We start from the raw sequence: 14,448 nt of genomic DNA on the forward strand, positions 1-14,448 counted from the left end.
AGGGAACGGGCGGGGTCTGTCAGGGGAGGACGACGACCTGCGCCGCGAAAACCAGCCCGGCACCGAAGCCGATCTGCAGCGCGAGACCGCCGGAGAGCTCCGGGTTCTCCTCGAGCAGGCGGTGGCTGGCGAGCGGGATGGAGGCGGCGGAGGTGTTGCCGGTGGTTTCGATGTCGCGGGCGATGACCGTCGTCTCGGGGAGCTTGAGCTGCTTGGCGAACTCGTCGATGATGCGCAGGTTCGCCTGGTGCGGGATGAAAGCGGCGAGATCGGATGCCGTGACGCCGGCCTTCTCGAGCGCCTGGCGCGCAACCTTGACCATCTCCCAGACGGCCCAGCGGAACACGGTCTGCCCCTCCTGGCGGAGGGTCGGCCAGGGCACCTCGCCGTCGCGGAACTGGGTCAGGGTCGCGTTCATGCCGACGGCGTCGGCCTTCGAGCCGTCCGAGCCCCAGACCGCAGCCCCGATGCCGGGCGTGTCGCTCGGTCCGACGACGGCGGCGCCGGCGCCGTCACCGAGAAGGAAGGAGATGCTGCGGTCGGCGGGGTCGACGATGTCGGAGAGCTTCTCCGCGCCGATGACGACCGCGTAGGTCGCGGCGCCCGAACGGATGAGGGCGTCGGCCTGGGTCATCGCATAGGCGTAGCCGGCGCACGCGGCGTTGACGTCGTAGGCGGCCGCGGGGTTCGCGCCGATGCGGTCGGCGACGATCGCCGACACCGACGGACTCTGCTTCGGGTTGCTGATCGTCGCGACGATCACCAGATCGATGTCCTCCGGGGCGACGCCGGACCTGGCGACGGCCTCGGCCGCGGCGTCCGTGGCGAGATCGATGGCAGAGGTCTCGGCGACCGCACGGGTGCGCGTGACGATGCCGGTGCGCTGGCGGATCCACTCGTCGCTCGAGTCGATCGGCCCGATCAGGTCGTCGTTGGGGACGGCGACCTCGCCGCGTGCCGCCCCGTACGAGTAGATGCGCGTGTGCGCGGCACCCTGGTCCTGCTTCAGCGTCGCACTCATGCGGCTTCTCCGTTCAGCAGCGCGACGGCTGCGTCGAGGTCATCGGGGGTCTTGACGGCGACCGTCGGCACACCGCGCAGGCCGCGCTTGGCGAGGCCGACGAGGGCGCCGGCGGGAGCCAGCTCGATCAGGCCCGTCACGCCGGCCGCCGCGAAGGAGTCCATGCACAGATCCCAGCGCACGGGCGAGGAGACCTGACCGACCAGCAGATCGAGGGCGGCGGCACCGCCGTCGACCACGGACCCGTCGCGGTTGGTCCACAGGGTGATGTCGGGGTCGGATGCCGAGACGCCGTCGACTGCCGCGCGCAGCGCCGCCACGGCCGAGGCCATGTACGAGGTGTGGAAGGCGCCCGCGACCTGGAGCGGGATCACGCGCGCGCCGCGCGGGGCTTCGGCCGTGAGCTCGGCCAGGGCGGGCAGGGCGCCGGCGACGACGAGCTGACCTCCGCCGTTGTAGTTCGCGGGGAGAGCTGAAGCTCTTCGAGGCGGGCGAGGACGTCCTCCTCGCTACCACCGAGGACGGCGCTCATGCCCGTCGGGGTCTCGGCTGCCGCATCCGCCATCGCACGCCCGCGCACGCCGACCAGTCGCATGCTGTCTTCGTCGGAGAGGACGCCGGCCTGCACCAGGGCGGCGAGCTCGCCGACCGAGTGTCCGGCCACACCGTCGGCGCGGCGTCCTGCGCGCTTCTCCAGTTCGGTGGCCGCCACGAGGCTCGCAGCGACGATGAGCGGCTGCGCGACCCGCGTGTCGCGGATGGTGTCGGCATCCGACTGCGTGCCGTGGGCGATCAGATCGACCTGTGCGGCGTCGGAGTAGGCGGCGAGCTTCTCGGCGGTGGAATCCAGTTCGAGCCACGGGGCGAGAAAGCCCGGCGTCTGCGAACCCTGACCAGGACTGACGATGACGATCACCTGTTCAGTCTGCCAACGATCGAAAGTGCGTGCTGGCTGGACCATCACAATATTGCAAAGTTCCGTTGTGGGGATCGCACAGATGCCTCAGCGAGAGCGACGCGGCAGCGGACGTTTGCGCACCGGCTCGGTGCCGATCGACCCCAGGATGAGCGCCGTCTGCAGGATCAGCGCCTCCCGTGGTCCGGTGGCGTCCCACCCGATCACCTCGGAGACGCGCTTGAGACGGTAGCGCACCGTGTTGGGGTGGACGAAGAGCTCCCGGGCCGTGGCCTCGAGGGAGCGGCCGTTGTCGAGGTAGCTCCACAGGGTGGTCACCAGGTCGGTGGAGTGCGCCTGCAGCGGGCGGTAGATGCGGTCGATGAGCGTCTGCTTCGCCAGGGGGTCGCCGGCGAGGGACCGCTCGGGAAGCAGATCGTCGGCCTCCACCGGTCGCGGAGCGCCGCGCCAGGCGCGGGCGACGGCGAACCCGGCCAGCGCGGCGCGCGCACTCTGTCCGGCATCGACGAGCGCGGAGGCTGCTGGTCCGACGACGACGTGCCCGGGGCCGAAGGACCCTTCCAGGCGCGTGGCGATCTCGCCGAAGGTGAGTTCGTCAGCAGATTCGGCCCCCGGGGCCTGAGCGCGTCCGACGACCAGCACGAGGCGGGAGCCCTGCACGCCGATCAGCACGTCGACGGACAGCTTGCGCGCCGTGCGACGCACCTGGTCGACGTCGAACTGCGGGGGCGTCGTACCCACGATCACGCAGACCTCGCCGTGGCCGTGCCAGCCGAGGGCCGCGATGCGGCTGGGGAGCTCCTCATCGGCCTCGCCCGTGAGGATCGAGTCGACGACGAGGGCCTCCAGACGCGCGTCCCACAGTCCGCGTGCCTCGGCCGCCCGCGCGTACACGTCGGCGGCGGCGAAGGCCACTTCGCGCGAGTACAGCAGGATCGCCTCGCGCAGGCTGTCGTCCCTGCCGCGCACACGCTCCTCGGTCACCTCGACGGTGACCCGGATCAGCTGCAGCGTCTGCTGCAGGCTCACGCTGCGCAGCAGCTCGCGGGGGCTGCGGCGAAGATGTCCGCGGCGATCCAGGGCGTCGAGGTCGGGTCCTCGTACCACTGGATGAACGACGTGATGCCGGCCTGGGCAACGAGACCGACCGCGGAGCGGCGCGCCGGAGGCATGTCGCCGTACCAGGGCAGCGACTCCTCCAGTCTCTGGATCGTCGCCGTGGCGAGATCACCGGAGATACGGCGCAGCCATGCCAGCGTCGCAGCCTTGTCCGCCGATGCGGTCGGGGAGGCGTCACCGGCGGCTCAGCTCTCACCGCCGGCGTTGCCCGTGGTGCCGGCGTTCACGTCGTGCAGACGGTACTTCTCGATCGCCTGAGCGACGAGAGCGCGATCGACGATGCCTTCCTCGGCGAGGGACAGCAGCGTGCGCACGACGATCGACGGCCCGTCGATCTTGAAGAAGCGCCGCGCCGCCGCACGGGTGTCCGAGAAGCCGAAGCCGTCGGCGCCGAGCGTCGCGAAGCGCTGCGGGACCCAGGGACGGATCTGGTCCTGCACGGCGTGCATGAAGTCGCTCACCGCGACGACCGGACCCTCGGCGCCCTGGAGCTTCTGCGTGAGGTACGCGGTCTGCGGCTCCTCGTCGGGGTGCAGGAGGTTGTGCTCATCGGCGGCGAGGCCGTCGCGGCGCAGCTCGGTCCAGGAGGTGACCGACCAGACGTCGGCGGTCACGCCCCAGTCGTTCTTGAGCAGCTCCTGGGCCTCGAACGCCCACGGCACACCGACGCCGGAGGCGAGCAGCTGGGCACGGGGACCGTCGCCCTCGCCGACGGAGACGCGGTGGATGCCGCGCAGGATGCCCTCGGCATCGACGTCCTCCGGCTCGGCGGGCTGCACGAGCGGCTCGTTGTAGACCGTGATGTAGTACATGACGTCGGGATCCGGGTGGTTCCCGCCGTACATCCGCTCCAGGCCGTCCTTGACGATGTGCGCGATCTCGTAGCCGTAGGCCGGGTCGTAGGAGACCGTGGCCGGGTTGGTCGCCGCCAGCAGGTGCGAGTGGCCGTCTGCGTGCTGCAGGCCCTCACCGGTCAGGGTGGTCCGGCCGGCGGTGGCTCCGATGATGAACCCGCGCGCCATCTGGTCGCCCGCCGCCCACTGGGCGTCGCCCGTGCGCTGGAAGCCGAACATCGAGTAGAAGACGTAGACCGGGATGAGCGGCTCGCCGTGGGTGGCGTAGGACGTCCCGGCGGCGGTGAACGCGGCCAGTGCTCCGGCCTCGTTGATGCCCACGTGCACGATCTGCCCCTGCGGGCTCTCCTTGTAGGCCAGCAGCAGCTCGCGGTCGACCGAGGTGTAGTGCTGCCCGTTCGGGTTGTAGATCTTCGCGGTCGGGAAGAACGCGTCGATGCCGAAGGTGCGGGCCTCGTCCGGGATGATCGGCACGATGCGGTGGCCGAAGTCCTTGGCACGCAGCAGATCCTTGAGGAGACGCACGAAGGCCATCGTCGTGGCGATCTCCTGGGTGCCCGATCCCTTCTTGGGAAGGGCGTAGGCGGAGTCGTCCGGCAGCGTGAGGCCGACATGGGTCGACCGGCGCTCGGGCAGGAATCCGCCCAGGCCCTTGCGGCGCTCGAGCATGTACTGGATCGTCTCGTCCTGCTCGCCCGGGTGGTAGTACGGCGGAAGGTACGGGTTCTCCTCGAGCTGCGCGTCCGAGATCGGGATGTGCATGGCGTCCCGGAACGTCTTGAGGTTCTCGAGCGTCATCTTCTTCATCTGGTGCGTGGCGTTGCGGCCCTCGAAGTGGGGACCCAGGCCGTAGCCCTTGACCGTCTTGGCGAGGATCACGGTGGGCTGGCCCTTGTGCTCCTGCGCGGCCTTGAAGGCGGCGTAGACCTTCCGGTAGTCGTGGCCGCCGCGGCGCAGCGCCCAGATCTGGTCGTCGCTGAGGTCGCGGACCAGAGCGGCGGCGCGCTCGTCACGGCCGAAGAAGTGCTCGCGCACGTAGGCGCCCGATTCGGCCTTGTAGGTCTGATAGTCGCCGTCGGGGGTGACGTTCATGATGTTGAGCAGGGCGCCGTCGCTGTCGCGGGAGAGCAGGTCGTCCCACTCGCGCCCCCAGATCACCTTGATGACGTTCCAGCCGGCGCCACGGAAGAACGACTCCAGCTCCTGGATGATCTTGCCGTTGCCGCGCACCGGGCCGTCCAGGCGCTGCAGGTTGCAGTTGATCACGAAGTTCAGATTGTCGAGGCGCTCGTTGGCGGCGACCTGGAGCTGACCGCGGCTCTCGACCTCGTCCATCTCGCCGTCGCCGAGGAACGCCCAGACCTGCTGGTCGCTCGTGTCCTTGACGCCGCGGTTGGTGAGGTACTTGTTGGTCATCGCCTGGTGGATGGCGTTGATCGGACCGAGGCCCATCGAGACGGTGGGGAACTGCCAGTAGTCCGGCATGAGGCGCGGGTGCGGATACGAGGGGATGCCGTGGGAGCCTGCGACTTCTCCTGACGGAAGCCGTCGAGCTGGGCTTCAGTGAGGCGACCCTCGAGGAAGGATCGTGCGTAGATGCCGGGGAGGCATGTCCCTGGATGAAGATCTGGTCGCCGCCGCCGGGGTGGTCGGCGCCGCGGAAGAAGTGGTTGAATCCGACCTCGTAGAGCGCGGCGGAGGAGGCATAGGTCGAGATGTGCCCGCCGACGCCGATGCCGGGTCGCTGTGCGCGGTGCACCGTGACCGCGGCGTTCCAGCGGATCCAGGCGCGGTACCGACGCTCGAGCTCCTCGTCACCGGGGAACTCGGGCTCGTTCTCCGCGGCGATCGTGTTGATGTAGTCCGTGGTCGGGACCATCGGCACGCCGAGGTGGAGCTCCTTGGACTTCTTCAGGAGGCTCAGCATGATCTCGCGCCCGCGCCCCGGATCCTTCGCTGCGACGAGCTCCTCGAGCGACTGCTGCCACTCGCGCGTCTCGTCCGGATCGCTGTCGTGAGGTCCCTGCGAATACGGATCCTGGTCGTGAACGGTCACAGAGCGAACCTTTCGTCGTGATGGCAGATCATGCCAAGGAAACGGGATGCGTCGTGGGAAGCCTTGTCGGCTCGGCACAACGAACGCGGAACTCAGCCTAGCCCCTTCGCAGGCATCGGCACGGCGGCGGCGGAGCGGGATCGACCTCGCCGCGTGGATCAAGACCTCAGATCGAGGCTGACGCCGGCCTGACCGGCCGAGAGGATCCGCACACCGGCGCGCGTCTCGTCCAGGGGAGAGGCCGAGACGATGCGCACGCGGCTGCCGCTGCTCGCGCGGCCGTCACCGGCGACGGTCCACATCGCGACGCGATCGCCGCCGTAGCGCAGAACGTCGGCGAGGGGAAGTCGAAAGCGGAAGCGGTGCGGACCCTCGGCATCGACGCGCTCTCCGGTGATCGCCGTCTCCGCCGACGATCGGTATCCCGCCAGAAGGAGCGTGGCGGTGGAGCCTTCGCCGAAGAGCGGCCTCCGCGTCTGCGGAGCGAGCTCGACGATGAGCTCGAGCGCGCCGTCGTCGGCGGCGGATCCGGTGAGCGTCGCCAGATGAGCGAGCTGTCGCTCGGCGCGGACGAGTCTGTTCATCCCCCGGAGATCGCCGTCGCGCAGGAGCGCGATCTTGCGCCGATCCGTCGGGTGCACGTGGGCGGCATCGGAGGCGGGAGGGACCAGGTCGCGCAGAAACGCCCGGTGGAGCGAGACCCACTCGCGTCGGCGCAGCGGATGGGTGAGGCGCCAGCGGCGGGGCGTGTAGAAGCGCAGCCCCTGGCGTCCGAAGAACTCGGCGATGAGCCGGGTCGCGCGATCCTGATCGGGGATGCCCTCGCGCAGCGTGCCGGCGATGACCCGGCAGGAGTCCACGTACTTCGCCGGGCGGAAGGAGCGGCTGGAGATGTTCTCACCGCGGCCTGCGGCGAAGAAGTAGAGGGTCCGATGTCCGCAGTAGGCGATGCGGCGCGCGCGCACGTAGGCCCGGGTCATGAAGATCCCGTCCTCGAGACGCACCTCGCCCTCGGGGAAGCGCAGCCCGTGGCGCTCGATCATCTCGCGGCGGATCAGTTTCTGCGGGGTGAGCGTCTCCATGGCGCGTCCGAGTTCGATGTCGCCATGCGGGTGCCGGAGGAACAGCGGCACGATCCTGCGTCCGCCCGTCCCGCGGAGGCGGGGGATGACGACGTCCACAGGTTCTGGCGAGTCGGATTTCTGCGTCATCTCCAGCATCTCCCGCAGCGCGCGCGGATCGAGGGTGTCGTCGCCGTCCAGGAAGAACACGAACTCGCCGCGGGCACGATCCAGTCCCGGTTCCTCGGAGTTCCCGGCCAGCCGCTGTTGCGCTCATGGAGCACCGTGACCCTGTCGTCGCGCTCGGCGAAGTCATCGAGCAGTTCGCCGGAGCCGTCCGTGGAGCCGTCGTCGACGACGATGAGCTCGAGATCGCGCATATCCTGCGCGAGTGCCGATTCGAGCGCTTCTCGCAGGTGGGGCATCTCGTTGTACACCGGCATGATCACGCTCACGACGGGTGCGGGCTCTGCACGCTCAGGGGGCACAGGCTCAGGCTAGCGTCGGACGGGCCGAAGCGCCGGGTAATATTCCTGTGAGGGGCCTTTAGCTCAGCTGGTAGAGCGCCACGTTTACACCGTGGATGTCGTCGGTTCGATCCCGGCAGGGCCCACTTCAGTCCGTTCTCGACGCACGACCCCGGATGCGCGACCCCACGTCGACACGACGACGTTGCTGGTGACGATGAGCGCGATCCCGGTGATCTCGGCCGCATCGAGTCCCTGGCCGAGCATGAGCCAGCCGATCGCGGCGGCCCAGACCGGGGCGATGCTGGAGAGCGCGCCGAACAGGGCCGCGGGGACGCGCCGGAGGATGAGCATGTCGGCGGCGTAGGGGATGGTCGACGCCAGCACTCCGCAGGCCGTCGCGAGCAGGAGCGCGCCGATGGTCGGTGGGTGGAAGGCGAACCAGAGCCCCGCGATCGGCACCCAGATCGCGCCCGTGAGCAGACTGGCCACGGCGGTGCCCTGGAGGCCGGGCAGGTGCTGTCCGAGTGAGCGGTTGAGGAGGATGTAGCAGCCCCAGCATCCGGCGGCCACGAGGGCGAGGGCGATTCCGAGGAGGTCGGTCGTCGCGCCGGGCTGGGTGATCATGACGATGCCGGCGCCGGCCAGCAGTGCGCATCCGACGTGCAGGAACGACCGCGCACCGAGGATCGCCACGGTGAGAGGGCCGAGGAACTCCAGCGTCATCGCCAGCCCGAGCCCGATGCGCTCGACGGCGGCGTACAGGCAGAAGTTCATCAGGCTGAAGACCACGACGAGGCCGAGGATCGGCATCCACTGGTCGCGACTGAGCCCGCGCAGACGCGGCCGCACCACGGGGGTGAGCACGAGCGCGGTGATCACCTGCCGGACCGCGACCACGCCGACCGGGCCGATGACGGGGAACGCCAGGGCGCCGAGGCCCGCGCCGACCTGGTTCGAGGCGGAGGCGCCCAGGAGCATGGCGATGCCCGCGAGGCGCTGCCGAGGCGTCGCCGTCGCCGCGGACAGCGCGGGCGCGACGGCAGGCCGTGCATCGGTGTCGCGGGTCTCCATGGGCACGAGGCTAGGACGGCGGTCATCATTCGCCTAGTGCATATTTTGCAGTTGCCATACGATTTGGTTATGGACTGGAACCTCCGGGAGCTGCGGGTCTTCGTGACGGCCGCAGAGACCGGATCCTTCACGGATGCCGCAGCCGAGCTGTTCATCTCCCAGGCGGCCGTGTCGCGCACCATCGCCGCGTTCGAGCGGACCGTGGGCGAACGCGTCCTGCGCCGCATCCCGCGCGGCTGCGAGCCCACCCACACGGGCCGCCTCCTGCTCCCTCACGCCCGTCGCGTGCTCGCCGAGGCCGATCGCTTCAGCGACTTCCTCCGCGACCGTCACGGGGTGCTGCGCCTCGGCTACGCCTGGGCGGCACTCGGGCGTCACACGGCCCGTCTGCAGCGGGAGTGGGCGACGCGCGCCGTCGACAGCGACCTCGAGCTGATCCGTCACAACTCGCCGACGGCCGGCCTCGCCGAGGGGCGGTGCGATGTCGCGGTCGTCCGCCGCCCGCTGGACGACGCCCGCTTCGACTCGGTCGTGATCGGCCTCGAGCGCCGCCTGGTGGCGTTCGCCTCGGATGACTCGCACTGGGCGCGGCGGCGGCAGCTGAGCCTGTCGGAGTTGGCCGAGCGCACCGTCATCATCGATCCGCGCGCGGGCACGACGACCGAGGCGCTCTGGGCGGGCCTGGACCGGATGCCGCGCTTCATCGAGTCGACGGACGTCGACAGCTGGCTCGACGCCATCATCGCCGGACGCGGCATCGGCACGACCGCAGAGGCCACGGCGCATCACCATGCACGCCCGGGCGTCACCTATCGCCCGGTCAAGGATGGGCCGCGCATCCCGGTGCGGCTCGCCTGGTGGCGCGATCAGCAGCCCCGCGGCCTCGGTGAGCTGATCGATGCGGCCACGGCGCTGTACGCCGACGGCTGAGCGGGATTCAGGGCGTGAGCAGCACCTTGATCGCCCGGCGCTCGTCCATCGCCGCATAGCCCTCAGCCGCACGCTCCAGCGGGAGGGTGAGGTCGAAGACGCGGCCCGGGTCGATCTTGCGTTCCCAGATGAGCCGGATGAGCTCGGGCAGGTACTGCCGCACCGGCGCCGGCCCGCCGTGCAGGTGCACGGTGGAGTAGAACAGGGAGCGCCCGGACAGCTCGACGCCGTGCGAGACGCCGACGAAGCCGACGTGTCCGCCGGGGCGGGCGGAGCGGATGGCCTGCTTCATCGACTCCTGGGTTCCCACGGCCTCGATCACCGAGTGCGCACCGAGACCGCCGAGCAACTCCGTGACACGGGCGACGCCCTCCTCACCGCGCTCTTCGACGATGTCGGTGGCGCCGAACTCCCGCGCGAGGGCCTGCCGGTCGGCGTGCCGCGACATCGCGATGATGCGCTCCGCGCCCAGATTCTTCGCCGCGAGGATCGCCAGAAGGCCCACCGCACCGTCGCCCACCACGACGACGCTCTTCCCCGGTCCTGCCTGGGCGGCGACGGCGCCGAACCAGCCCGTTCCGAGCACATCCGAGGCTGCCAGCAGGGAGGGGACGAGGTCGGCCTCGGGAGCGCCGGGGGTGGCGACGAGCGTCCCGTCGGCCAGCGGCACGCGGATGCGCTCGGCCTGCGTGCCGATCGACCCCATCGGCACGACGTGCACGCACCGTGACTGGTAGCCGGCGCGGCAGATCTCACAGGTGTTGTCGGATGCCATGAACGACCCGATCACAAAGTCGCCGACCTCGATCGTGGCGACATCCGGGCCGATCTCCTCGACGACGCCGACGTACTCGTGGCCCATGGGCGCATCGGCGACCACGTCCGCACCGCGGTAGGGCCAGAGATCCGAGCCGCAGATGCAGGTGGCGACGGTGCGGATGACGGCATCCGTCGGTTCGATGATCCGGGGATCGTCACGATCGACGACGCGTACGTCGCCGGGTCCGGCCATCACGACACCGCGCATGGGAGTCCTTCCGCTCAGAGCTCTTCGTGGGTGGCCGGGTCGCCGTCGAACAGGCGCCCGTCGGGTCGGCCGAGCGCCGTGATCGCGTCGACCTCGGCGGCGTCCAGCGCGATCGCGGCCGCGGCGAGATTGGCGGCGCGGTGCTCGGGCGACGAGGCCTTCGGGATCGAGACCACGCCCCGGGCGATGTGCCACGCGAGGACGACCTGGACGGGCGAGGCGTCGTGTGCGGCGGCGATCTCGAGGACGACCGGTTCGTGGACGATGTCTCTCGCCTTGCCGAGCGGGCTCCACGCCTCGGTGATGATGCCGCGTTCGGCGTGGTACTCGACCGCCGCTTCCTGAGGGAAGTAGGGGTGGATCTCGATCTGGTTCACGACCGGTCGGATGCCCGTCTCCCGTTCGATCCGCTCGAGATGCTCGGGCAGGAAGTTCGACACCCCGATCTGACGGACGATGCCGCGCTGCTGCGCCTCGACGAGCGCGGTCCAGGCTTGGACGTATTCGTCGCGTCGCGGATTCGGCCAGTGGATCAGATGCAGGTCGAGCGCGTCCAGACCGAGCCGGTACACGCTCTCCTCGATGCTCGCGCGTGCGCGGGTCGAGGCGTGATGACGACCCGGCAGCTTGGAGGTGACGATGACCTCGTCGCGGGGGACGGCGGCATCCGACACACCGCGACCGACGGCGCCCTCGTTCTCGTAGTTGAACGCCGTGTCGACCAGGCGGTAGCCGGATTCGAGGGCAGTCGCGACGGCGGTGGCGCCCTCGGCACCGCGCAGACCGTAGGTGCCGAGTCCGATCGCGGGGAGGGTGAAGCCGTTGTGCGCGGTGAACAGCGGAAGGGAGGACATGGACGCTCCTTCGAATCGTCCCCTCAGCCTACCCAGCACCGCTAAGTTGGAAAGTGTGAACGCGAGTCCCGAACACCAGCGCCTCCTGCTCGACATCGCCGAGATCGATCGGAAGCTCAGTCGCGCCGAGAAGGCCCGCACCAACCCCGCGCAGGGCCCGCGCATCAAAGAGCTCGCGGCGCAGCGTCAGGAGCAGGTCCGCGAGCTGACGCAGCTGACCGGAGTCCTGGAGGACGCCCGCGCGGAGCTCACCCGCTTGGAGTCGGATGTCGCACTCGTCGAGCAGCGTCGGGACCGCGACGCGCAGCGGCTGGCGACGACCAGCAGCCCCAAGGACGCCCAGGCGCTCGAGCACGAGCTGGCGAGCCTGGCGAAGCGTCAGAGCGACCTCGAAGACGCCGAGCTTGAGGTGATGGCCCGCGTGGAGGAGGCCGAGGCGGCTGTCGCCGCGCAGCAGGCGAACATCGACCAGACCACTGCCGAGGGCACGGAACTGACCTCCGCGGCCAAGGCCGCGATCGCCGCAGCGACGGCGGAGGGGAACAGCTGTCCCGGGACCGGACGGCGCTCGTCGCCGCGGCTCCGGCGGATCTCGTCGCGGAGTACGAGCGCCGGGCGGCACGCGGTGTCGGAGTCGGCCTTCTGCGCCGCGGCACGTGCGAAGGCTGCCAGATGATGCTCTCAGGCACCGACATCAGCAAGATCCGACAGGCCGCACCGGACGCGGTGCTGTCGTGCCCGGAGTGCGGCGGCATCCTCGTACGCACCGAGGAATCCGGGCTATGAGCCGGCGTCTCCTCGTCGAGGCGGACGGCGGTTCTCGCGGAAATCCCGGGCAGGCGGCGGGCGGCGCCGTCGTCATCGATCCGGATGGCGGCGAGCTCCTCGCCGAGGTCGGCGTGTACGTGGGGATCGCGACGAACAACGTCGCCGAGTACCAGGGCATGATCGCCGGGATCGCCGCGGCCTTCGCCCGTGACTCCGCGGCGTCCGTCCGCGTGCGCATGGACTCCAAGCTCGTCGTCGAGCAGATGTCCGGACGCTGGAAGATCAAGCACCCCGACATGCGCGAGCTCGCTCGCACCGCCCACGAGCTCATCGCCGGGCGCGATGTCACCTTCGAATGGGTCCGACGGGAGGACAACGCCCGCGCCGATGCCGTCGCCAACGAGTCGATGGATCGCCGGGAGAGCTTCCAGCGCGACCACGACGGGGTGACGCCTGCGGCATCCGACCCCGATGGACCGACCCTCTTCTGAGCCCATGGGCATCGTGCCGGCCTCGGGTGAGGCCGCGTCGACGGCGCCGCACGGGGAACCCGGTGCACTGCTGATTCCGGAGCGTTCGTCGGACGATGCGGTCGTCGTCACCGTCGTGGAACTGGATTCCGCAGGCGCCGAGATCGCTCGGGCGCAGCACGAGCCGGCGGAGGCGATCGCCGCCGTGCGCGCCGCAGAGGCCTCGGGCCCGCCACGCTGGGTGCTGCGCCGCACCGGGGAGCTCCTCCCCATGCTGCTGCGGGCGGGCGTCGTCGTCAGCAAGGTCTGGGACCTGGACCTCTGCCACGAGATCATCCGCAACGCCGACCGCACGGACCGACCGCTGCCGCCCTGGACGCGCCCGCCCGTGGAGGAGCAGTCTGCGGAGCCGGCGCTCTTCGAGCTGTCGGAGGCGGCAGATGAGGCTACCGGAGACGACATCGAGACGGATGCCGCGGCGAGCCTTGCGCAGTTCCGCGCCCAGCGGGAAAGAGCGGCTCAGGATCCGCGGCTGCTGCTCCTCTGCCATGCGGAATCCGCCGGCGCGGTCGTCGCCGAAGAGATGCGTGTCGCCGGCGTGCCCTGGGACGCCGGCGTGCATGACGAGTTGCTCACGCGGATGCTCGGACCCCGTTCGTCGGCGACCGGGGTCCCGGCGCGGATGGCCGAGCTCGCGGCGGAGGTGCGGATGCATCTGGACGACCCTCGGCTCAACATCGACAGCCCGCCCAAGCTGCTGCGCGCTCTGCATCGGGTCGGCATCCTGGTCGGCTCCACGAGCCGGTGGGAGCTTGCCGAGCACGAGCATCCGGCGATCGAGCCGCTGCTCGCCTACAAGAAGCTGTCGCGCCTCCACACGGCGAACGGCTGGGGTGGCTGGCGGAATGGGTGCACGAGGGCCGGTTCCGGCCCGTCTACGTGCCCGGCGGCGTGGTCACCGGGCGATGGGCCTCGTCCGGCGGCGGCGCGCTCCAGCTGCCTCGCAGTCTACGTCCGGCCGTGCGAGCGGATCCCGGCTGGAGGCTCATCGTGGCCGACGTCGCCCAGCTCGAGCCTCGTATGCTCGCCGCGATGTCCGGCGATCTGGCCATGGCGGAGGCCGCGCGCGGCACCGATCTCTACGAGGGCGTCGTGGCCTCCGGGGCGGTGACGAACCGCGAGGAGGCGAAGTACGCCGTGCTCGGGGCGATGTACGGTGCGACGTCGGGCACGGGTGGGCAGCTCGTCCCTCGGCTGCGTCGGGTGTTCCCGCGCGCCATGCGTCTTGTCGACGATGCCGCTCGGAGAGGGGAGGACGGCGGCACGGTGACGACCTGGCTCGGGCGCACGGCACCGCCTCCCTCGCGCGAGTGGCTCGCCGTGCAGCAGCGGGCGAGCAGCGCGGACGCGAACGCCGGCGACGAGCAGCGGGCACGACGGCTCGCCGCCGAGCGGGGCGCTTCACCCGCAACTTCGTCGTCCAGGGCACCGCCGCGGAATGGTCGCTGATCTGGCTCGCCGAGATCCGGCATCGTCTCGCGCAGCTGCCGGCCGCGGAGACGGCCGCCGCGGCATCCGGTCCGGTGTTCGCGCACCGTGCGCATCTGGCCTTCTTCCTGCACGACGAGGTCATCGTGCACACCCCCGCCGAGCAGGCGGAAGCCGCGGCCTCCGCGGTCCGGGAGGCCGCCGCGACGGCGACACGGCGGCTCTTCGGCGGCTTCCCGCTGGAGGTTCCCCTGGATCTGCGCATCGCCGAGACGGCGCAGAAGTGATGCGGATCACCCGCAGGGGTCTGCGGCGATCCTGACGTCGGGGCGTTGAGGAGGGG

10 protein-coding genes, 1 tRNA gene and 4 pseudogenes are annotated in these 14,448 nt (G+C 70.4%); 6 read left to right on the forward strand and 9 right to left on the reverse strand.

Going from position 1 to position 14,448, the window contains the following annotated elements; translation table 11 throughout:
• Window positions 1-19 precede the first annotated feature (19 nt).
• The 6 genes and pseudogenes from KAE78_RS14005 to KAE78_RS14030 form a co-directional block, all read right to left on the reverse strand.
• Window positions 20-1,021 (reverse strand): beta-ketoacyl-ACP synthase III, encoded by a 1,002-nt coding sequence (locus KAE78_RS14005; protein WP_223171246.1) that lies wholly within the window; start codon window positions 1,019-1,021, stop codon window positions 20-22.
• A pseudogene (locus tag KAE78_RS14010) lies at window positions 1,018-1,937 on the reverse strand (ACP S-malonyltransferase). The gene KAE78_RS14005 and the pseudogene KAE78_RS14010 overlap by 4 nt, the downstream one beginning before the upstream one ends.
• 87 nt (window positions 1,938-2,024) lie before the next feature.
• Window positions 2,025-3,193 (reverse strand): annotated as a pseudogene (locus KAE78_RS14015) (PucR family transcriptional regulator).
• A 48-nt stretch (window positions 3,194-3,241) separates the two neighbouring features.
• Window positions 3,242-5,966 (reverse strand): annotated as a pseudogene (aceE, locus tag KAE78_RS14020) (pyruvate dehydrogenase (acetyl-transferring), homodimeric type).
• Window positions 5,967-6,124: 158 nt separating this feature from the next.
• Entirely contained in the window at window positions 6,125-7,237 is a 1,113-nt protein-coding gene (locus tag KAE78_RS14025; protein WP_223171247.1) for a glycosyltransferase family 2 protein, read from the reverse strand.
• Entirely contained in the window at window positions 7,174-7,482 is a 309-nt protein-coding gene (locus KAE78_RS14030; protein WP_262927680.1) for a glycosyltransferase family 2 protein, read from the reverse strand. The genes KAE78_RS14025 and KAE78_RS14030 overlap by 64 nt, the downstream gene beginning before the upstream one ends.
• Before the next feature lie 85 nt (window positions 7,483-7,567).
• Between KAE78_RS14030 and KAE78_RS14035 the strand changes: the two genes are divergently transcribed.
• Window positions 7,568-7,640: transfer RNA gene (locus tag KAE78_RS14035), tRNA-Val, on the forward strand.
• Here the strand turns inward: KAE78_RS14035 and KAE78_RS18905 are convergent.
• On the reverse strand, window positions 7,600-8,568 hold the full coding sequence (locus KAE78_RS18905) for an EamA family transporter (protein WP_317451930.1): 969 nt from the start codon (window positions 8,566-8,568) through the stop codon (window positions 7,600-7,602). The two genes, KAE78_RS14035 and KAE78_RS18905, sit on opposite strands and share 41 nt — an antisense overlap.
• Before the next feature lie 69 nt (window positions 8,569-8,637).
• On the opposite strand from KAE78_RS18905, the gene KAE78_RS14045 reads away from it, so the two are divergent.
• Window positions 8,638-9,498, forward strand: coding sequence for a LysR family transcriptional regulator (locus tag KAE78_RS14045; RefSeq protein ID WP_223171248.1), 861 nt, complete (start codon window positions 8,638-8,640; stop codon window positions 9,496-9,498).
• A gap of 7 nt (window positions 9,499-9,505) precedes the next feature.
• On the opposite strand, the gene KAE78_RS14050 is transcribed toward KAE78_RS14045, so the two are convergent.
• A complete protein-coding gene (locus tag KAE78_RS14050; protein WP_223171249.1) occupies window positions 9,506-10,525 on the reverse strand; it encodes a zinc-dependent alcohol dehydrogenase family protein in 1,020 nt (339 codons plus the stop codon).
• A gap of 14 nt (window positions 10,526-10,539) precedes the next feature.
• Window positions 10,540-11,379: an aldo/keto reductase gene (locus KAE78_RS14055; RefSeq protein ID WP_223171250.1), complete on the reverse strand. Its 840-nt coding sequence runs from the start codon at window positions 11,377-11,379 to the stop codon at window positions 10,540-10,542.
• 55 nt (window positions 11,380-11,434) lie between these two features.
• Here KAE78_RS14055 and KAE78_RS14060 point away from each other — a divergent pair, with 55 nt between their 5' ends.
• The 4 genes and pseudogenes from KAE78_RS14060 to KAE78_RS18910 all read left to right on the forward strand — a co-directional run bounded on the left by KAE78_RS14060 (window position 11,435) and on the right by KAE78_RS18910 (window position 14,392).
• Window positions 11,435-12,055 carry a zinc ribbon domain-containing protein gene (locus KAE78_RS14060; RefSeq protein WP_223171251.1) on the forward strand — a complete coding sequence of 207 codons (621 nt, stop codon included), beginning with the start codon at window positions 11,435-11,437 and terminating at the stop codon, window positions 12,053-12,055.
• On the forward strand, window positions 12,052-12,165 hold the full coding sequence (locus KAE78_RS14065) for a hypothetical protein (RefSeq protein ID WP_262927681.1): 114 nt from the start codon (window positions 12,052-12,054) through the stop codon (window positions 12,163-12,165). Before KAE78_RS14060 ends, KAE78_RS14065 begins: the two co-directional genes overlap by 4 nt.
• A complete protein-coding gene (locus KAE78_RS14070; protein WP_223171252.1) occupies window positions 12,162-12,638 on the forward strand; it encodes a reverse transcriptase-like protein in 477 nt (158 codons plus the stop codon). Before KAE78_RS14065 ends, KAE78_RS14070 begins: the two co-directional genes overlap by 4 nt.
• Before the next feature lie 4 nt (window positions 12,639-12,642).
• Window positions 12,643-14,392, forward strand: a pseudogene (locus tag KAE78_RS18910) (bifunctional 3'-5' exonuclease/DNA polymerase).
• Window positions 14,393-14,448 lie beyond the last annotated feature (56 nt).

The organism is Microbacterium sp. NIBRBAC000506063 (genome assembly GCF_017968845.1).
Lineage (GTDB): Bacteria > Actinomycetota > Actinomycetes > Actinomycetales > Microbacteriaceae > Microbacterium.

Coding starts and splice junctions, on each gene's coding strand:
- KAE78_RS14005 (WP_223171246.1), bottom strand. CDS start 1,021: ATGAGTGCGACGCTGAAGCAGGACCAGGGTGCCGCGCACACGCGCATC.
- KAE78_RS18905 (WP_317451930.1), bottom strand. CDS start 8,568: ATGGAGACCCGCGACACCGATGCACGGCCTGCCGTCGCGCCCGCGCTG.
- KAE78_RS14045 (WP_223171248.1), top strand. CDS start 8,638: ATGGACTGGAACCTCCGGGAGCTGCGGGTCTTCGTGACGGCCGCAGAG.
- KAE78_RS14050 (WP_223171249.1), bottom strand. CDS start 10,525: ATGCGCGGTGTCGTGATGGCCGGACCCGGCGACGTACGCGTCGTCGAT.
- KAE78_RS14055 (WP_223171250.1), bottom strand. CDS start 11,379: ATGTCCTCCCTTCCGCTGTTCACCGCGCACAACGGCTTCACCCTCCCC.
- KAE78_RS14065 (WP_262927681.1), top strand. CDS start 12,052: ATGATGCTCTCAGGCACCGACATCAGCAAGATCCGACAGGCCGCACCG.
- KAE78_RS14070 (WP_223171252.1), top strand. CDS start 12,162: ATGAGCCGGCGTCTCCTCGTCGAGGCGGACGGCGGTTCTCGCGGAAAT.